General features: G+C 73.6%; 12 protein-coding genes. 6 read left to right on the top strand and 6 right to left on the bottom strand.

Annotated elements, in window-relative coordinates; all coding sequences use genetic code 11:
* Positions 1-55: 55 nt before the first annotated feature.
* The 6 genes from ACTWPW_RS12875 (at position 56) to ACTWPW_RS12850 (ending at position 11,468) form a co-directional block, all read left to right on the top strand.
* On the top strand, positions 56-667 hold the full coding sequence (locus tag ACTWPW_RS12875) for a TetR/AcrR family transcriptional regulator (RefSeq protein ID WP_375108678.1): 612 nt from the start codon (positions 56-58) through the stop codon (positions 665-667).
* Positions 668-893: 226 nt separating this feature from the next.
* Positions 894-2,315: an MFS transporter gene (locus ACTWPW_RS12870; protein WP_443168839.1), complete on the top strand. Its 1,422-nt coding sequence runs from the start codon at positions 894-896 to the stop codon at positions 2,313-2,315.
* 191 nt (positions 2,316-2,506) lie between these two features.
* Positions 2,507-2,869 (top strand): STAS domain-containing protein, encoded by a 363-nt coding sequence (locus tag ACTWPW_RS12865; protein WP_375108680.1) that lies wholly within the window; start codon positions 2,507-2,509, stop codon positions 2,867-2,869.
* A gap of 156 nt (positions 2,870-3,025) precedes the next feature.
* Entirely contained in the window at positions 3,026-6,997 is a 3,972-nt protein-coding gene (locus ACTWPW_RS12860; RefSeq protein WP_443168838.1) for a HAMP domain-containing protein, read from the top strand.
* Positions 6,997-9,267 carry a SpoIIE family protein phosphatase gene (locus ACTWPW_RS12855; RefSeq protein ID WP_443168837.1) on the top strand — a complete coding sequence of 757 codons (2,271 nt, stop codon included), beginning with the start codon at positions 6,997-6,999 and terminating at the stop codon, positions 9,265-9,267. Before ACTWPW_RS12860 ends, ACTWPW_RS12855 begins: the two co-directional genes overlap by 1 nt.
* Positions 9,268-9,362: 95 nt before the next feature.
* Positions 9,363-11,468 carry a DEAD/DEAH box helicase gene (locus ACTWPW_RS12850; protein ID WP_443168836.1) on the top strand — a complete coding sequence of 702 codons (2,106 nt, stop codon included), beginning with the start codon at positions 9,363-9,365 and terminating at the stop codon, positions 11,466-11,468.
* 17 nt (positions 11,469-11,485) lie between these two features.
* On the opposite strand, the gene ACTWPW_RS12845 is transcribed toward ACTWPW_RS12850, so the two are convergent.
* The 6 genes from ACTWPW_RS12845 to ACTWPW_RS12820 all read right to left on the bottom strand — a co-directional run bounded on the left by ACTWPW_RS12845 (position 11,486) and on the right by ACTWPW_RS12820 (position 18,658).
* Positions 11,486-14,056, bottom strand: coding sequence for a CHAT domain-containing protein (locus ACTWPW_RS12845; RefSeq protein ID WP_443168835.1), 2,571 nt, complete (start codon positions 14,054-14,056; stop codon positions 11,486-11,488).
* Between the two features lie 15 nt (positions 14,057-14,071).
* Positions 14,072-14,569, bottom strand: a complete 498-nt coding sequence (locus tag ACTWPW_RS12840) for a hypothetical protein (protein WP_375108685.1) — start codon at positions 14,567-14,569, stop codon at positions 14,072-14,074.
* Positions 14,569-15,174, bottom strand: a complete 606-nt coding sequence (locus ACTWPW_RS12835) for an RNA polymerase sigma factor (RefSeq protein ID WP_364134530.1) — start codon at positions 15,172-15,174, stop codon at positions 14,569-14,571. The genes ACTWPW_RS12840 and ACTWPW_RS12835 overlap by 1 nt, the downstream gene beginning before the upstream one ends.
* A complete protein-coding gene (locus tag ACTWPW_RS12830; RefSeq protein WP_443168834.1) occupies positions 15,174-16,769 on the bottom strand; it encodes a S8 family peptidase in 1,596 nt (531 codons plus the stop codon). Before ACTWPW_RS12830 ends, ACTWPW_RS12835 begins: the two co-directional genes overlap by 1 nt.
* Before the next feature lie 219 nt (positions 16,770-16,988).
* A complete protein-coding gene (locus ACTWPW_RS12825) occupies positions 16,989-17,921 on the bottom strand; it encodes an alpha/beta hydrolase (RefSeq protein WP_443168833.1) in 933 nt (310 codons plus the stop codon).
* Entirely contained in the window at positions 17,918-18,658 is a 741-nt protein-coding gene (locus ACTWPW_RS12820) for a phytanoyl-CoA dioxygenase family protein (protein ID WP_443168832.1), read from the bottom strand. The genes ACTWPW_RS12825 and ACTWPW_RS12820 overlap by 4 nt, the downstream gene beginning before the upstream one ends.
* Positions 18,659-18,777: the final 119 nt, after the last annotated feature.

The raw sequence follows: 18,777 nt of genomic DNA, 5'->3' as shown, positions 1-18,777 counted from the left end.
GGCGTGTCGGCGCCCCCTGACGGGGAAACGCCGGCCGACGCCGTAGGGTGGTCATATGGTCAAGACCGCGGCACGACAGCCCGTACCCGCACGGCGGGCGGACGCCGAGCGCAACATCGCCGCGATCCTCGAGGCCGGCACCCGGCTGCTCAGCTCCGATCCCACGGCCAGCGTGGCCGACATCGCCAAGGCCGCCGGGGTGGGCCGGGTCACGCTGTACGGGCACTTCCCCTCGCGGGAGGCGCTGGTGGACGCCGTGCTCGACCACGCGGTGGACATGGCGGACGCCGTCCTGGAGAACGAGTCGGTCGACAAGGCCCCCGCGCCGGAGGCGATGGCCGGGCTGCTGCGGTCGTCCTGGGAGGTCCTCGACCGGCATCGCCGCCTCTTCCTGGCCGCCGACCGGGTCCTGGCCACGGAGCGGATCAGGGAGCACCACGAGCGTCCGCTGCGGCGGGTGGAGCGGCTCATCGCGCGGGGGCAGCGCGACGGCGCCTTCCGTACGGACCTGCCGCTGCAGTGGCTGGTGACCGCGTTCTTCTCGATCATCCACAGCGCGGCGCAGGAGCGGGAGCTGGGGCGGCTGGAGCCGGAGGAGGTCGAGCACGTGCTGATCAAGACGATGCTGTCCCTCCTGACGTCCACGGGCGGCGCCTCCCCCGCCTGACCGCGGCACGGCGCCCGACAGCACGGCACGGCACGGCGCCCGCACAGCGCGAATGCCTCCCCCCAGAGCGGCGCGCCCTTCCCGCACGCCCTCGCGCTGCAGCGGGGCCGCTTCTTTCCGAGCCGGCCTCCCCCAAGGCACCGGTCTCTGCGCTCCAAGACACCCTACCCACGTATCGTTTGCGTGTGTTAACTTGAACACCGATGTTCAAGTTAAGGAGTTCCGGATGAGTCTCGACCCGACTCGAGCCCAGACCCGCACCGGCGGCTGGGCCGTGCTGGTGCTGCTGTGCCTGGCGCAGTTCATGCTGATCGTCGACATCACGGTCGTACAGGTCGCCCTGCCCACCATCGGCACCGATCTCGCGCTCGACCGGGAGGCGCTGACCTGGGTGGTGACCACGTACACGCTGTGCTTCGGCGGCCTCATGGTGCTCGGCGGGCGGCTCGCCGACGCGCTCGGCGCGCGGCGGACGCTGCTGGCCGGGCTCGGGCTGTTCACGGCGGCCTCGCTGGTGTGCGGGCTGGCCGGGAGCGGCGGCATGCTGGTCGCGGGGCGGGCGCTGCAGGGGATCGGCGCGGCGCTGCTGTCACCCGCCGCCCTGGCCGTGATCACCACCACCTTCCACGACGAGCGGCGCGGGCGCGCGCTCGGCGTGTGGGCCGCCATCGGCGGCACGGGGGCGGCCCTCGGCGTGCTCCTCGGGGGCCTGCTGACCGCGGGGCCCGGGTGGGCCTGGGTGTTCTTCGTCAACGTGCCGATCGGGCTGGCGCTGCTGGCCGCCGTACCCGCCGTCGTGCCGCCCGCGGCCGGGCGCCGGGAGCCGGTCGACGTGCCCGGCGCGCTGGTCGTCACGCTGGCGACGGCGCTGCTCATCTACGGCCTGGTGACCGCGGGCGACGCCGGATGGGCTGCGGCGGGCACGGTGCTGCCGCTCGTCGGGGCGGTGCTGCTGTACGTGCTGTTCGTGGTCATCCAGCGGTCCGTACGGTCGCCGCTCATGCGTGCCGAGACGCTCGCCCGGCGGCCGGTGATCTCGGGGACGTTCGTCATGCTGGTGGCCACCGGGCTGATGCTGGGCCTGTTCTTCCTCAGCTCGCTCTACCTCCAGCACGTGCTCGGGTTCAGCGCCCTGGAGACCGGGCTGATCTTCCTGCCCGCGGCCGTCGCCATCACCGTCGGCGCGCAGCTCGGCGGGCACCTCATCGGCCGACTCGGCGGGCGGCCGGTGGCGGTGGCGGCGTTCGTGGTGACGGCGGCGGGGGCGGGGCTGATGACGCGCATCTCGCCGGACGCGAGCGCGTACACCACGCTGCTGCCCGGCTTCGTGCTGGCCTCGCTGGGCATCGGGCCCGCGTTCGTGACGGCCACCACGACGACCATGGCCAACATCCCGCCGGGGGAGAACGGGGTCGCCTCCGGGGTGATCAACACCTTCCACGAGCTCGGCGGCTCCATCGGGGTGGCCGTGGTCTCCACGGTGGCCGCGGCCAGCCTCGTGCCCGGCTCGGGGGCCGGCATCGAGGGGTTCGTGTCCGGGCTCACGCTGTGCGCCGTGGTGGCGGGAGTCGCGGCGGTGGTCGCGCTCGGGCTGGTGCCGCCGGGCAAGCCGGCCACCGCCTTCGTGGGGCACGGTCACGGCCACTGATCCAGGCTTTGGCGCGGGGTGAGAAGGGCGCCACTCCGGCGGGCGCGGGGGCGTGCGGGAGGTCGTCCGCACCCGCGCCCATCGGCGGGGATTCACCGCCACGGCCCGAAAACCGGGATATCGCCGACGACTCCGGCAGACTATCCTTCATTGATGGTCATGTTCCGCCGGCGAAAGCGGTGAACCCGTAGATGCCGCCATTAACGCTGGCGCACCAGCACCTGCCCGGAGTGATCGTGATCGCTGTGACCGGCGAGATGGACGCCACCAATCGGGCCCAGCTCGAGACGTACCTCCGCAAGGCGCGGACGGATCCCTCGGAAGGGCTGGTGTTCGACCTGTCGCAGGTGCCGTTCATGGACAGCTCGGGCCTGCATGTCCTGCTGACGTGCGCCACCGACTGCCTCAGGAACGGCGGCGCCGTCCACCTGGCCGGCGTCCGGCCCCTGCCCGCCCGCCTCTTCGAGATCACGGGCGTGGTGGCGCACATTCCGGTGCACGACACGGTGGAGGACGCGATCACCGCCGCCCTCACCTCGGAACGCTCCATTTGATCGCAGGGCTGGTAGGCGCCTGCGAAATTTCCCCCTCACCTTGCGTGTACGTCGTGTGATAGACAGATGACAACTTGCGGCTAGCGCGCACTGCGGGCGCGGCCGGTTACTCTCTCCGCTACCTGAGGAAACCCGGGCGACAACGGAGGACCGGTCATGAGCGATCCCACCGTCGGCACGTCCCGTCCGCCCGCGCGCGGCAAGCGCGCCAGAGGCGCCGGCGAGGGCGGCGAGGAGCCGGAGCTGCGCCGGCTGCTGGCGGGGCTGACAGCGGTGAGGGACGGCGACTTCCGCACCAGACTTCCCGACGACGCCGACGGGCTGCTCGGGGAGATCGCGTCGGTGTTCAACGGCATGGTCGACCAGCTCTCCCTGTTCACCTCCGAGGTGACGCGCGTGGCGCGGGAGGTCGGCACGGACGGCCGGCTGGGCGGCCAGGCCGACGTGCCTGCGGTCTCCGGCACCTGGAAGGACCTCACCGAGTCCGTCAACGCGATGGCGGGCAACCTCACCGACCAGGTACGCAGCATCGCCCAGGTCACCACCGCCGTGGCCCGCGGCGACCTGTCGCAGAAGATCACCGTGCACGCGCGCGGCGAGATCCTGGAGCTGAAGAACACCGTCAACACGATGGTCGACCAGCTCTCCTCCTTCGCCGACGAGGTCACCCGGGTCGCCCGCGAGGTCGGCACCGAGGGCCAGCTCGGCGGCCAGGCGGACGTCAAGGGCGTGGCCGGCACCTGGCGCGCGCTGACCGACTCGGTGAACTTCATGGCCGGCAACCTCACCGACCAGGTGCGCAACATCTCCCAGGTCGCCACCGCCGTGGCCCGCGGCGACCTGTCGCAGCGGATCACGGTCTCGGCCCGCGGCGAGATCCTGGAGCTGAAGAACACCCTGAACACGATGGTCGACCAGCTCTCCTCGTTCGCCGACGAGGTCACCCGGGTCGCCCGCGAGGTCGGCACCGAGGGCAACCTGGGTGGCCAGGCCACCGTCCGGGGCGTGTCCGGCACCTGGAAGGACCTGACGGAGAACGTCAACGTCATGGCCTCCAACCTGACCAACCAGGTGCGCAGCATCGCCCAGGTCGCCACCGCCGTGGCCAGAGGTGACCTCTCGCAGAAGATCACCGTCGAGGCCAAGGGCGAGGTCGCGGCGCTGGCGCAGACGATCAACACCATGGTCGACACGCTGGGCGCGTTCGCCGACGAGGTCACCCGGGTGGCCCGCGAGGTCGGCACCGAGGGCCAGCTCGGCGGCCAGGCCCGGGTCCCCAACGTGGCCGGCACCTGGAAGAACCTCACCGACAACGTCAACTCCATGGCCGACAACCTGACCAACCAGGTGCGCAGCATCGCCCAGGTCACCACGGCCGTGGCCAGGGGCGACCTGACCCGCAAGATCGACGTGGACGCCCGGGGCGAGATCCTGGAGCTGAAAACCACGATCAACACGATGGTCGACCAGCTCTCCTCCTTCGCCGCCGAGGTGACCCGGGTGGCCCGGGAGGTCGGCAGCGAGGGCCGGCTCGGCGGCCAGGCCGAGGTCGAGGGCGTGTCCGGCACGTGGAAACGGCTGACGGAGAACGTCAACGAGCTGGCCGGCAACCTCACCCGCCAGGTCCGCGCCATCGCCGAGGTGACCAGCGCCGTCACCTCCGGCGACCTGACCAGGTCCATCACCGTGGATGCCGAGGGCGAGCTGGCCGACCTGAAGGACAACATCAACTCGATGGTGAAGTCGCTGCGCGAGACGACCAGCGCCAACGAGCAGCAGGACTGGCTGAAGTCCAACCTGGCCCGCATGTCGGGCCTCATGCAGGGGCACCGCGACCTGGCCACCGTGGCCGAGCTGGTGATGAACGAGCTGGCGCCGCTCGTCTCGGCGCAGTACGGCGCGTTCTTCCTGGCCGAGGAGAGCGAGCTGAAGCTCATCAGCGCCTACGGCTACCCGGTGGACCCGGAGCGGCCGGCCCGGTTCCGGCTCGGCGAGGCGCTGGTCGGCCAGGCGGCGCGCAGCCGCAGGACCATCGCCATGACCGACCTGCCGCCCGGCTACATCACGATCTCCTCCGGGCTCGGCAGGACCGACCCGACCTCGGTGATCGTGCTGCCGATCGTGGTCGAGGAGCAGGTGCTCGGCGTGATCGAGCTGGCCTCGGTGCAGGCGTTCACGCCGGTGCACCGGGCCTTCCTCGACCAGCTCATGGAGACGATCGGCGTCAACCTCAACACGATCGTGGCGAACGCGCGTACCGACGAGCTGCTCAACGAGTCGCAGCGGCTGGCGGTGGAGCTGCAGGCGCGCTCGGAGGAGCTCCAGCAGCAGCAGGAGGAGCTGCAGCGCTCCAACGCCGAGCTGGAGGAGAAGGCGACGCTGCTGGCCAGCCAGAACCAGGACATCGAGACCAAGAACCTGGAGATCGAGCAGGCCAGGCAGGAGCTGGAGGACCGGGCGCACCAGCTCTCGCTGGCCTCCACGTACAAGAGCGAGTTCCTCGCCAACATGAGCCACGAGCTGCGCACCCCGCTCAACTCGCTGCTCATCCTGGCCCAGCTGCTGGCCCAGAACCACACGCGCAACCTGACGCCCAAGCAGGTGGAGTACGCCGGGATCATCCACTCGGCCGGCTCGGACCTGCTGCAGCTCATCAACGACATCCTCGACCTGTCCAAGGTCGAGGCGGGCAAGATGGACATCAACCCCGAGTGGGTGCGGCTGCGCGGGCTGCTGGACTACGTGGAGGCCACGTTCCGGCCGCTGACAGGCCAGAAGAGCCTCGACTTCCGCATCACGACCGCGCCCGGGGTGCCCGCCGAGCTGCTCACCGACGACTCCCGGCTGCGCCAGGTGCTGCGCAACCTGCTGTCGAACGCGGTCAAGTTCACCGAGACGGGCGGCGTGGAGCTGCGCATCGAACCGGCCGCGCCGGCCGAGCTGCCCGCCTCCGTACGCGCGCACGGCCCGGCCATCGCGCTGCGGGTCGTGGACACCGGCGTGGGCATCCCCGAGCAGCAGCTGGAGGTGATCTTCGGTGCGTTCCAGCAGGCCGACGGCACCACGAGCCGCAAATACGGCGGCACCGGGCTGGGGCTGTCGATCTGCCGCGAGATCGCCTACCTGCTGGGCGGCGCCATCACCGTGCAGAGCACGCCGGGGCAGGGCAGCATGTTCACGCTCTACCTGCCGGTGGCCCGGCCCGGGTTCGACCCCGACCCCAAGGCCGGTCTCACGCCGGCCGAGGGCGGCGAGCCGGCGCAGGCGGCGGAGCGGGAGCCGGTGGCCGCGCGGCGGCTGCTGGTGATCGAGGAGCGGCGGCACGGGCTGCTGTCGCTGGTCTCCGAGAGCGTCGTGGGCGACCTGGCCGGGGCGCGCGACCTCGGCGGGGTCATGGAGGTCGTCACGGCGGCGGGCGCGGAGGAGGCGGCCGGGCTGCTGGCCGGGCAGCCCTGCCACTGCATCGTGCTGGACCTCGACATGCCCGATATGTCGGCATACCGGCTGCTGGAGGTCATGAACGGCGACCCGCGGCTGCACGGGGTGCCCGTGCTGGCGTACAAAAACTGGCGCTCACGCACCCAGCAGGAGGTGCGGCTGGCCCACCAGCCGCTGGAGATGCTGACCAGCCTCGACGAGCTGCGCGAGCGCATCGCGCTGCACCTGACCGCCGACCAGCCCGGCGACGTGCTGCCCCTGGTCAGGGCCGAGACCGTGGGCACCGCGGCGGGACGGGAGATCGACAACGCCCTCGCCGGCCGCACGGTCCTGGTCGTGGACGACGACGCCCGCAACCTGTACGCCCTCACGAGCATGCTGGAGATCCACGGCATCCACGTGCTGCACGCCGAGAACGGCCGCAAGGGCATCGACACGCTGACCGCGCACGCCGAGACCGACCTGATCCTGATGGACGTCATGATGCCGGAGATGGACGGCTACACCGCGACCGAGACGATCAGGGCCATGCCGCAGTACGCCGACCTGCCGATCATCGCGGTCACCGCCAAGGCGATGCCGGGCGACCAGGAGAAGAGCCTGGCGGCGGGGGCGAGCGACTACGTGACCAAACCGGTGGACGCCGACCATCTCATCGAACGCATCCAGCACTGGATGGACCTGTCCTGATGGGCGGCGAGCCGAACGGCGGGCAGGATCTCGACCGGCTGGCCGCGACCGTCGAGCGGCTGCGGCGGGAGGCCGAGCGGAGCCGCCGCGCGGCCGACGACCGCGCCCTGCTCGAGCTGGCCAAGGGCATCCTGGTCGAGCGGCTGCGCTGCGGCCCCGCACAGGCGGCCGAGCAGCTCGCCACGCTCGCCGCCAAGGCCGGCGTGACGCGGCTGGAGGTGGCCGCCGACGTCGTCAACGAGGTCGCCCGCGACCGCGTCGGCGAGGCGGGCGAGGCCGCTCCCGAGGTGTCCGTACGCCTGCGCGTCGCCGAGAGCGCCGTGCTCGGCGCCCGTGACACCCAGGCCGTGGCCGCCGCGCTCCTGGAGCACGCGCTGGCCCCGCTGGGCGCCACGGCGGTGGCGGTGTGGGCGGCCGAGCCGGGCGGCGCCCTCGCCCTGGCCGGCTACGCCGGGTTCGCCACCGAGGAGGCCCGGCGGTGGCGGCACATGCCGCCGGGCGTGGTCACGCCGGCCGGGCGCGCGCTGACGGAGCGGCGCACGATCTGGCACGCCGACGCGGGCCTGCCCGCCATCGGCCGGCACGTCGCCGGCGGCCGCGTCACCGTGCCGATGCTCTCGGGCGGGCGGGTGCAGGGCGTGCTGGAGATCTGCTGGCCGCACACGCTGCCGCCGCACCCGCCCAGGATCGAGCGGCAGGTCGAGGCCCTGGCCGAGCTGTGCGCGCACACGCTGGACTCGCCGTTCGCGCCGCTGGCGCCCGCCGCCGCGGCCCTGTCGGAGCTGGTGGACCTGGCCGACGCGCTGCCCGACCCGGCCCTGGTGCTGCGGGCGCACCTCGACGCCCGCGGCGAGCTCGCCGACTTCCGCGTCCGGCACGTCAACGAGCGCATCACCGCCGGTGACGGGCTGCTGCTGGAGGCGTACCCGCTGGTGTCCGGGGCGCTGCTGCTGGAGGCCTATCCCCGCGCGGCGGGCGGCATGTTCGCGCAGCTGGAGCAGGTCCACGCCACCGGCGAGTCGTTCCGCGCCGAGCGGATGGCGCTCGGCCTGAGCACGACGGGCGTGGCCGACGTCAGCATCACCCGGCACGGCGACAGCCTGCTGCTCGTGTGGCGCGAGCACGACGAGGACGGGCGGCTGGCCGGGCTCCTGGAGCACGCCCAGCGGCTGGGCCGCATCGGCGGCTTCGAGGAGAACACGGTGACCGGCCAGATCACCTGGAACGCCCAGCTCTACTCCCTGTACGGCCTGTCCCCCGGCGACCAGCCGGTCCCGCTGGAGCGGCTGCGCGACCACGCCCACCCCGACGACGAGATCGCGATCGGCCGCTTCCTGCGCACGGTGCTGCACCACCGGCGCTTCGCCGCCACGGCGTTCCGGCTCACGCGTCGCGACGGGGTCGCCCGCCACATGCGCGTGGTGGCCGAGCCGGTCTTCGGTCCAGACGGGCGGCTGATGGCGGTCCGGGGGGCGTACCAGGACATCTCCTCCCAGCACTGGACGGAGGTCGCGCTCGCCGTCACCCGTGACCAGCTCGCCCACACCGAGCAGGAGTCCGCCGCGCGCAGCCGCCTGGCGCTGCAGCTGCAGCAGGCCATCATGCCGCCCTCGCACGGCACGATGGAGTCCTTCGGCCTGCACATCGCCGTCCGCTACCGGCCCGCGCAGAAGGAGCACCTGGTGGGCGGCGACTGGTACGACGCCGTCGCGCTCCCGTCCCGGCGGGTGCTGCTGTCGGTGGGCGACGTGGCCGGGCACGGCGTGGAGGCCGCCACCGGCATGGTGATCCTGCGCAACGCGCTGCGCGGCCTGGCCACCACCGGCGCGGGCCCGGCCCAGCTCATGGCCTGGCTCAACATGGTCGCCCACCACCTCACCGACCGCATGACCGCGACCGCCGTCTGCGCCCTGTACGACCCGCCCACCCGCATGCTGCGCTGGGCCAGGGCCGGTCACCTGCCGCCCATCCTGCTGCGCGAGGGGGACGGCGCGGAGCTGCCCATGGTCAAGGGGCCGCTGCTGGGCGCGTTCACCGACGCCCGCTACGAGGAGGGGCGGCTCCAGCTGCGGGCCGAGGACACGCTGCTGATGTACACCGACGGCCTGATCGAGCGGCGCGACCACAACCTGCGCCACGCCCAGGACCGGCTGCTGGCCATCGCCAGGCGCGCGGCGAGCACGCTCGACCACCGCCTCGACGACCTGCTCACGCACTGCAACTCGGACACCGACGACGACACCTGCCTCATCGGCGTGCACCTGAGCTGACATCCGGGCCGGCATCCGGGCCGGCATCCGGGCCGGCATCCGGGCTGGTCCGCACCGATGTACGCGGGCCCTCGGGCTACGGCATCCTTGGTCCGGTGGAATTCCGTGACGCGGACCGGCTCCTGGCCGACGCACGCGCCCTGCTCGACGAGCACGCCGCCGTGCGCGCGCAGGCCGCCCGCACCCTCGACGCGCTGCGCCGCGACGTGGCCAGGGCCGGGCTGGAGGGCGTGCCCGTCTCGCGGCTGAAGGACGTGACCGACGGGCGGCTGCGCATCGGCACGCTGGAGAAGGCCGGGTACACCACGGTCCGGTCGGTGCTGGAGGCCACGCCGTACGCGCTGCAGCTGCTGCCGGGCATCGGCGCGCGCACGGCGGGGCAGGTCCACGCGGCGGCCCGGCAGATCGAGCAGGCCGCCGTGGACGCCGCGAGCCTGCGCCTGGACGTCGACCGGCCCGACCACCACACCACGGAGCTGGTGATCGCCCTGCACCGCCTGGTGAACGTGGGCCCCGACCTGCCCCGCGCCCTCGACGCCGCCCGCGACCTGGACGGGCGGCTGGGGCCGCTGCTGGCGCAGGCGCGGCCGGCGCGCAGCCGGCTGCGGATGATGTTCACGCTGCCCGCGCGGCGCCGGCGGGCGCGCGAGGCGGTGGCCGCGATCGACGGGCTGCTGGCCGGCACCGGGGAGACGCGGCTGCTGCTCGCCCAGGTCACCACCGACCTGCTGCGGCCGCCGGCCCGGGACTTCGAGGCGTGGGCGGACTTCGAGTCCCGCTCGCCCGAATACTTCGGCCTGCTGGCGGAGCTGGCCGGGGAGCCGGTCGGCAGCGGGCAGGGGCTGCTGCCCGACGACCTGGCGGCCAAGGTCGCCGCGCAGCCGCTCGACGACACCCACCGGCGGGTGTCCCTGCGCGGCTACCAGGCGTTCGGGGCCCGCTTCGCGCTCGTGCAGGAACGCGTGATCATCGGTGACGAGATGGGGCTGGGCAAGTCGATCGAGGCCATCGCGGCGCTGGCGCACCTCCGGGCGGACGGGGCGACGCACTTCCTGGTGGCCTGCCCGGCGAGCGTGCTGATCAACTGGGTGCGGGAGATCGAGTCGCGCAGCACGCTGCACGCCTACCGGCTGCACGGCCCCGACCGGCTGGCGGCGCGGGAGGAGTGGGCCCGCCGGGGCGGTGTGGCCGTGGCCACGCTGGACGGTCTGCACCGGCTGGGCGGCGGGCTGCCGGAGGTGGCGCTGCTCGTCGTGGACGAGGCCCACTACGTCAAGAATCCGGAGACCAAGCGCTCCCGGGCGGTGGCGGCCTGGTGCGGGCGGGCGCGGCGGGTGCTGTTCCTGACCGGCACGCCGATGGAGAACCGGGTGGAGGAGTTCCGGACGCTGATCTCGTACCTGCGGCCCGACCTGGCCGCCGGGCTGCGCAACAGCGACGTGGTGGCGGTGGCGCAGGCGTTCCGCAAGGCGGTGGCGCCCGTCTACCTGCGGCGCAACCAGCAGGACGTGCTCGCCGAGCTGCCCGATCGGGTGGAGGCCGACGAGTGGGTGGAGTTCAGCGGCGCCGACTTCGAGGCGTACAAGCAGGCCGTGGCCGAGGGCAACTTCATGGCCATGCGGCGGGCCGCGTACGCCGAGCCGGCCACCTCGGCCAAGCTCAAGCGCCTGCTGGAGCTGGTCGAGGACGCCGAGGCGAACGGGCTGAAGGTGGTGGTGTTCTCGTACTTCCGGGCGGTGCTCGCCGCCGTCGGGGCCGCGCTGGACGGGCGGGCGCACGGGCCGCTGTCCGGGGACGTCGGCGCGGCGCGGCGGCAGGGGCTGGTGGACGAGTTCTCCGCCGCGGCGGGGCACGCGGTGCTGCTCAGCCAGATCCAGGCCGGCGGGGTGGGGCTCAACCTGCAGGCGGCGTCGGTGGTGATCCTGTGCGAGCCGCAGGTCAAGCCGAGCATGGAGACGCAGGCCGTGGGGCGGGCGCACCGGATGGGGCAGGTACGCAGGGTGCAGGTGCACCGGCTGCTCTCCGTGGACTCGGTGGACCAGCGCATGCTGGACATCCTGCGGCACAAGTCGGAGCTGTTCGACGCCTACGCCAGGCGCAGCGACCTGGCCGAGTCCTCGGGCGACGCGATGGACGTCTCGGAGCAGTCGCTGGCCCGGCAGGTGATCGAGGAGGAGCAGCGGCGCCTGCTGTCGTCCTGAACGGCTGACAGGCACCTTCAGCCGGCGCCGAAGCACACGAACGTCGAGGCCGGCTCGTCCAACGAGGCCATCGCCAGCGCGTCGGCCGGGCTCGCCCCGTCGGCCACGCGCCGGTGGTAGGCCATCATGACCCGCTCGGCCACGTGGTCGGGCACGCGGGTGAGGCTGGAGATCACGGTGGGCGTGCCCAGGTAGAGCAGCGCGGCGGTGAAGCCCAGCTGCTCGTCGCCCGCCCTGACCACCGCCTGCCCCACGTCGCAGGCCGACAGCACGACGTGCCCCGGCGCCTTGTCGAGGAGCTGCAGGTCGTAGGCCATGAGCGGGCCGTCGGCCAGGTCGAGGCGGGAGAAGAGCACGTTCTCGCGCTCGTGGTGCCCGTGGGCGGCGAAGTGGGCGAAGGACGCGCCGTCGAGCGCCTCCAGGGTGGCCGACACCGTGGCCCGCTCGCCCCTGAGCCGGCGTGCCTTCGGGTGCACGGTGCCGAGCTGCTCGACCTCCCGCTCGGCGTGCTCCAGGTCGGGCCCGGCGACCAGGACGGAGGAGCTGCCGTCGCTCACGTACGGCTCGCCGGCGTGCCTGGCCGCCAGCCAGACCAGCGCGGACGGGGCCACCACCAGCGGCCGGCCGCGCAGGTCGGGCAGCAGCCCCCAGGGCACCGCGGACAGGCCCATGGTCGGGATGAGCACGATCCCCCGGGCGGCGGACAGCGCCTGCCGCAGCGGGGCCTTCAGCGCGTCGGTGATGACGCCGAGCTGCCGCCGGACGGACGCCTCGATCACCGCCTTCAGCGCGGGCCGCAGGTTGCGTCCCGCCTGCGCGTTGAGGTCCCCGGCCAGCCGCCGCGCGGCCTCCGCCACCGGTTCGTACGCGCTCAGCCGGTGCAGGTGGCACCGCCCGCGGACGAGCACCAGCGCCAGCAGCCCGCCGTCCACGTTGAGCAGGCTGACCAGCGCGAGGTCGTCCGCGGCCAACGCCGCCTCGACGGCCGCCGCCGAGGCGGGGGCCAGCCGCTCGCCGACCCCGGGAAGCTGCCAGCCGCGCTCCCTGATCACCTGCTCCAGCTCCAGGCACCGCCGGCGCAGGGCGGGCCGGCGGTGGCCGGCGGCCTCGTCGGCGTGCATCTGCTGGGCGAGCTGGCGCAGCTCGGCCAGCGCCTCCGCGGTCCGGTCGTCCTCGGGCGCCTGCGGTGGCCGGAACCGGAACGCCTGCGCCCGGCACCGCTCGGACCAGGCGAACACCTGCCGCGTCGAACCGCCGTCGAGCGCGGCCCGCAGGCCGTGGGCGGCCAGGTCGGCCCCCAGGGCGGCGACGCCGGTGAGCAGGTCGAGGCTGCCCAGCCGGCCGCGATGGGAATGGATGAGGGCCAGCCCGGAGCGTACCTTGCGCAGGGCGAGGCCGCGCTGCCCGTGCGCGCCGGCCAGCTCCGCCCCGGTCAGGTGCCGCATGAGACGCACGTCGAGCGGCGCGCCCCGGGACGTGGCGCCGGATGCCTGGCCGGACGCCGCGGTGGTGGTGGCCTCGGTGACCCGGCCGGCGGCGATCAGCGCGCGGACCGAGACCAGCCGGGCCATCTCCGCGTCGTCGCGCATGTCCAGCTCGGCCAGGCGCGCCGCCAGCTCGCCCGCGCGCCGGGCCACGGATCCCGGCGCCGAGCCGTGCGCCAGCTGCGAGCGCAGGCGCATGAGCGTCGCGCGCAGCGCCCACGCCGTGCTTCCCCTGCGGCGGAAGTGGGTCTCCGCGCGTCTGGCCCAGTCCCGCGCCTCGGCGTGCCGCCCCGCGTCCAGCGCGCACTGCGCCCTGGCCAGCTCGCCCTCGGCGTAGTCCTGCATCAGGCGCTGCCTGCGGAACCCGTCGATGGCCTGGTCGAGCGTGCGGCCGGCCTCGTCGGTCAGCCCCACGGCGAGCAGCGCCCGCGCCCGGTCGAGCGCGAGCACGGGCAGGAAGCCGGGGTTGACCTCCTGGTAGAGCCGCTCCACCCGGGCGAACACGCGCAGCGCCGCCGGCACGTCCCCGAGCAGCAGGTCGCAGTAGCCGTCGTTGTGCAGGGCCTTGGCCGCGAGCACGTGGTGGCCGTGGGCCTGCGCGAGCTGCGCGCTCCTGCGGGCGTCGTCCCTGGCCAGCCGGACGCGGCCGGTCGTGGCGTGCAGGACCGACCGGTTGAGCAGCACCCTGGCCAGCTCGACGCGGTCGGTCTCGAGGAGCATGGGAGCGGCGATGTCCAGCTCCCGCAGGGCCTCGGCGCCGGCGCCCAGGCGCAGGTGCAGCAGGCCGCGCTGGGCGTGCACGAGGGCCAGCTCGGCGCGGGGCGCGCGGCGGGCGGCCTCGTCGAGCAGCTCCATCCCGAGGCCGGAGTTGCCCTGCTCGGCCTCGGCGTGCGCGAGGCTGGTCAGCAGGCGGGCGAGCAGGTCGTCGTAGCCGCCGGCGGGCTCGCCGCTCCCGGCCGCCGGGCCCCTGCCGAGCAGTTCGAGGCCCTGCCGGAGCCTGCGGGCGGCCAGCGCCGGGCGGCCGTTGTCGGTCGCCTGGACACTGAGCCTGTGCAGGCGCTCCACCTGCTCGCGCAGCGTCGCCGCACGCTCGCTGTCGCGCATCCCGCCTCGCGGTGGTCAGAGGATGAGTGAGGGCGTCACCGCCAGTATCGTCGCCTGCGCCGGATCATCAAGTCCCTGGCGCACCACGAGTTGCGACAGCCCTCTCGGCACCACGTCGAGGACGAACCTGCCCTGATCGTCGGCCCTGACGACGTGCGCCCCCGCCCCGGTGCGCAGCTCCACCAGGTGGTCGGCGGGCGGCGCCAGCCAGCCGTCCACGCGTACGGCGTGATCGTCGCGGGCGCTCACGCTGATCATGATGGTGACGATCTCGCTGTCGAAGGTGATCGTCCGGCTGTCCTCGCCGCCGCGGACGCCGGCCGGGAGCACGGTGTCCTCGTACGGCCGCAGGACCGCGAAGTCCGGCGACTCCAGGGCCAGCGCGAACTGCAGGCGTTCGACCAGCGTCGCCGGGACGGGATCGACGATGCGGTAGACGTCGGCGATCTCCTCGGCGAGGGCCTGGTCCTCGGGGGTGACGTGGGGAGAGTTGCTCCCCTCTGCCGTGTTCATCACGAACTCCAATCCGGGTCCTTCGCGAGCACGTGGCGCAGTTTCGCGAAGCACCGGCCGCGCGTGGGCCCGATGCTGCCGAGCGGCATGTCCAGCGCCGCGGCCACCGCGTCGTAGTGCGGGCGCGGCACGAAGGCGATGATCCTGAGCAGCTCGGCGCACCGTTTGGGCAGGCTCTCGACGGCGTGCCAGAGGGCGCGCCGCCGTTCGTCGTCCACGAGGAGCTCGTCGGGGGTGAGCACGCCGTCGGGCAGCTCGTCGAACGTGTCGTCTCCCGGCAGGTCGTCCTTGCGGGAGGCGGCACTGACCCGCCACGCCTCGCGGCGGGTCGTGGTGACGAGCCACTCGATCAGCGCGCCGGGCACCGAGATGGCGTGCAGATGACGCAGTAGGGTCAGCCACGTCGTCTGGATCACGTCCTCGGCGGCCTGCGGGCTCAGCCCCTGGTTCCTGGCGGTGTGCCAGAGCACGGGCGTGAGCTCCGCGACGATGGCGTCGAGCGCGCCGCTGTGGCCCTGCCGCGCCTCGATCAGCAGCGCGGCCAGCCGGTCGCGGCGCTGGGCGCGCGGGTTCGGCGGACGCTCGGTCGCGGGTTCCCGAGTCATCAGATCGGGACGATTTCCGGCCGGGCGACCTTGTCGTTGATCATCGTGTCGATGACCGTCCTGGCCCGTTCGACGGGATCGACGGCCACCTGCCCGATGGTCTTGGTGAGCTCGGCGGCGACGGCTCCCGCGACGATCGGGGCCGCGAACGACGTGCCGCTCCAGCCGCAGAACGGGCCCATGGCGTCGCAGTCCAGCGAGGCCCGATCGCCGGTGGAGAGCATGGCGTTCTGGGCGCCGCGGAAATGGGGCGGGAAGGTGCTGACGACCATGGCGCCGGGGGCGCGCCACCGTACGGCGGGGTGCTCGTTGCTGAAGATCGCGATCGTGCCGTCGGGGTTCTTGGCGGCGACGCCGAGCATGGGTGCCAGCGGCGGCCCGGGGACGGCCGTCTCGGAGAGGGCGGCGAGGTAGAACGGCCTGGTCGTAGCGTAGTTGCCGGCGGCGTTGACCACGACCACGCCGCGCGCCCGCAGCTGGTTGACCTTGGCGAACAACGCCGCCATGGCCGCGTCGCCGGTCTCCGCGAAGCCGCCGAAGGAGCAGCACAGCACGTGCACGTCCTGGCCGGCGTCCATCAGCTCCAGCAGGCGGTCGAGCGCCGCGTGCACGGCCTCGCCGGGGACGATGCCGTCGCTGTGCATGACCTTGTACATCATGACGCGGGCGTCGGGCGCGATCTGCGCGATGAGGCCGGCCAGCATGAGGCCGTGGCCGGTGTGCGAGTTGAGCGTGCCGACCAGCGGGTTGGGCAGGTGGCCGAGGTCCTCGTAGCCGACCAGCCTGGCGATGTCGCGACCGGCGTAGGCGGGGTGGGTGTCCTCGATGAGCTGCTGGCCGGCGGGGTCGACGGTCAGGAACGCGTCCGGGTCGGTCACCGGCTTGAACCAGGGGTGCGCGGCCACGCCGGTGTCCAGCGTGACCACGGTGATCCGGGGCCCGCCGAGCTCTCCGAGCGACCGGCGGCGCGGCGGCCCGGCCACGACCGTCAGGGGGACGCGGCCGTACCCGTGACGGGTGCTCCCGCCCGGCTCGTCGATCACGGCGTGCCCGCTGGTGGCGGGCTCGCCACCGAGGTTGAGCGAGCCGATCCCGCTCGTGGCCGACCCCACGAACAGGTGGTCCAGCGAGATGTCGGCGAGCCCCGGCGCGAAAGACAGGTCGTCGGACGTCTCGCGCAGCGCCCTGCGCACGGCCCGCAGGGCCGGCCAGGCGTCGGCTCTGACGTCCCGGCTCTCGCCGTCGATCTCCAGGACCGCGGGCACCCAGACGGTCTCCTCGGGGTACTGCCTGTTACGGGCCCGCTCGACGCTCTCGGGCGACAGCCTCAGCCCGACGCCGGACAGCGCCGAGTCGATCCAGTCCGTCGCCGCCAGGGAGGTCAGCACCTGCCCCGGGATCAGGAGCACGTCCGCGCGGTAGACCGTGGAGTCGGGCCGGGGCTCGCCCGGGTCCAGCCCGACGGCCCAGGGGTCGAGGACCTTGGCCCCGTGCCGGTCCAGGAGCTCGCGGGGAAGGGTGACACCTTGCCAGGGCGGCCCGAACTTCTCGGCTTCGCCGGCTCTGGCCGGTTCGGGGATGTAGTCGATGGTCATTCGCCGTCTCCGTTCTTCCCTCTGTGGCCTAACGAGAGCGGATCGCGGGCGGCGATACGAGCCGAAAGATAACGGAATGATGACGATCCTCGGCGCCCTGACTCCCTCACCAGGGGCGGCGCCGTGTGGTGGGACGTCCATCAGCCCGCCGGCGACAGCCTGACCAGCGAGGTCGGCAGCTCGGCGACGAGCAACGCCACCTGGAGGTGGGCGGGCCGGTCACGCGCCGATGGCCGCGCGCAGCATCGGCAGGGCCCGCTCCAGCGCCCGCTCCCAGTACGGCCACGTGTGCGTCCCCGCCCCGTAGAAGTCGGTCGTGACCCGGGCCCCGGCCGCCCGCGCCCGCTCGGCGAAGACCGTGGCCTGGCCCAGCAGCGCCCCTTCGTAGTCGCCCGCCGCGCCCGGCGGATCCAGCGGGCCCGGCCGCCCGTCGCCGCACGACACGTAGATCGGCATCCCGCCCAGCCGCCCGGCGAGCTGGGCGGGGTTGTGCGCCTCCCACACCTTCCGGTCCCGCTCGGGGTCGCCCCAGAGGGCCGCCGGGTCGTCGCCGTTCTCGCGGACCAGGCGGCGCACCCCGGCCTGGTCGCCGGTGGTGTCGAGGACGCCGGAGAAGGACGCGGCGGCCCGGAACAGGCCGGGGTGGCGGGCGGCGTACCCCATCGCGCCGAGCCCGCCCATCGACAGCCCGGCCACCGCCCGCTCGGCGCCGGCGCCGAACTCCGCCTCGATCAGCGGGATCAGCTCCTTGATGTGGAAGGTCTCCCAGCGCGGCCCGCGTAACCAGTCGGAGTAGAACCCCACCCGGCCGCCCTCGGGAACCACCACGATGGCGGGCATCGCGGCCGTGAGCCGCTCCGCACCACCCTCGTCCACCCAGCCGAGATGGCCGGCGCCGCAGCAGCCGTGCAGCAGGTAGAGCACGGGCCAGGGCCCGGAGCCGTGGGTCCAGCCGGACGGCAGCAGCACGCGTACGGGGGTGTTGCGGCCGAGCGCCGGCGACCGGACGGTGAGGTCCTGTCCCCGCTCCCCCGCCTTCTCCCGCGCCACGACCCGCGCCCCGGCCACCCCGGGGCCCGTCTCCGCCGGGGCCAGGCCGCACCCGCCGAGCAGCACCGCGACGGCGGCGGCCAGCGCGGCCCAGCCCTTCATCGCCCGGCCAGCGGGTCGAAGCCGCGCAGCATCATCCCCTGCCCCCGCGAGCGGTGCACGTCGTCGGCGGGCCGGTCCAGGGGGTCGCGGAACTGGATGAGCAGCGTCGTCCTGGCCTCGTCCGCAGTGTTCACCCCGGAGCCGTGGACGGTCAGGTAGCCGAGGAACAGCACGTCCCCCGCCTCGGCCTCGACCGGCACGGCCGCCTCCAGCGGCCAGTCCGACGGCGGCAGGTGCCAGCCGCCCTCCTCCACGTGCGGCAGCGGCCCGCTCTTGTGGCTGCCCGGCACGACGCGTACGCAGCCCTTCTCCTCGGGCGCGTCGTCGAAGTGGAAGATGGCCGCGCCGACCGTGTGGCGGGTGTGCGGGAAGTGCGCGGCGTCCTGGTGCAGCGGGAACGGCGAGCCCTTCTCGGCCGGCTTGACGAAGATCTTGGTGTGGTGGAGCTGGACGTTCTCCGACCCCATCACGGCCGCCGCCACGTCGGTGAAGCGCGGATCGACCATGAGCCGGGCGAAGGCCGCCGAGTGGAACTGCGCGTCGTGGCAGTGCCGCAGCTCGGTGGCGCGCCCGGCGAGCTGCCTGGCGCTCCCCCACGTCGGGTCGGCCGGGCGCAACCGTGACAGGACCGCGTGGCACTCCTCGCGGTACGCCTTCGCCTCGTCCTTGCCGATCAGCCCTTTGACCAGCAGATATCCATGGTCCTGGTAGAACCGGGCCATCGATGAGTCGGCCATCCCATCCTCCCGCGCCGGTGCCGTCCATCTCTGTGTGCCCGCGAAGCGGGTGGCGGAAGAGTGGCGGGCATCGGGGACGGGTGCCTGGGATGTCGAAGCCCGGGCGACCGCTCCGACCT

Source organism: Nonomuraea sp. KM90, assembly GCF_052246675.1.
Classification (GTDB): domain Bacteria; phylum Actinomycetota; class Actinomycetes; order Streptosporangiales; family Streptosporangiaceae; genus Nonomuraea.
This window is presented reverse-complemented; position numbering and strand designations above follow the sequence as displayed.

What these genes read in the sequence shown, in the direction of transcription:
- ACTWPW_RS12855 (WP_443168837.1), top strand. Translation starts at nt 6,997, where the DNA reads ATGGGCGGCGAGCCGAACGGCGGGCAGGATCTCGACCGGCTGGCCGCG.
- ACTWPW_RS12865 (WP_375108680.1), top strand. Translation starts at nt 2,507, where the DNA reads ATGCCGCCATTAACGCTGGCGCACCAGCACCTGCCCGGAGTGATCGTG.
- ACTWPW_RS12835 (WP_364134530.1), bottom strand. Translation starts at nt 15,174, where the DNA reads ATGACTCGGGAACCCGCGACCGAGCGTCCGCCGAACCCGCGCGCCCAG.
- ACTWPW_RS12870 (WP_443168839.1), top strand. Translation starts at nt 894, where the DNA reads ATGAGTCTCGACCCGACTCGAGCCCAGACCCGCACCGGCGGCTGGGCC.
- ACTWPW_RS12830 (WP_443168834.1), bottom strand. Translation starts at nt 16,769, where the DNA reads ATGACCATCGACTACATCCCCGAACCGGCCAGAGCCGGCGAAGCCGAG.
- ACTWPW_RS12840 (WP_375108685.1), bottom strand. Translation starts at nt 14,569, where the DNA reads ATGAACACGGCAGAGGGGAGCAACTCTCCCCACGTCACCCCCGAGGAC.
- ACTWPW_RS12820 (WP_443168832.1), bottom strand. Translation starts at nt 18,658, where the DNA reads ATGGCCGACTCATCGATGGCCCGGTTCTACCAGGACCATGGATATCTG.
- ACTWPW_RS12860 (WP_443168838.1), top strand. Translation starts at nt 3,026, where the DNA reads ATGAGCGATCCCACCGTCGGCACGTCCCGTCCGCCCGCGCGCGGCAAG.
- ACTWPW_RS12825 (WP_443168833.1), bottom strand. Translation starts at nt 17,921, where the DNA reads ATGAAGGGCTGGGCCGCGCTGGCCGCCGCCGTCGCGGTGCTGCTCGGC.
- ACTWPW_RS12845 (WP_443168835.1), bottom strand. Translation starts at nt 14,056, where the DNA reads ATGCGCGACAGCGAGCGTGCGGCGACGCTGCGCGAGCAGGTGGAGCGC.
- ACTWPW_RS12875 (WP_375108678.1), top strand. Translation starts at nt 56, where the DNA reads ATGGTCAAGACCGCGGCACGACAGCCCGTACCCGCACGGCGGGCGGAC.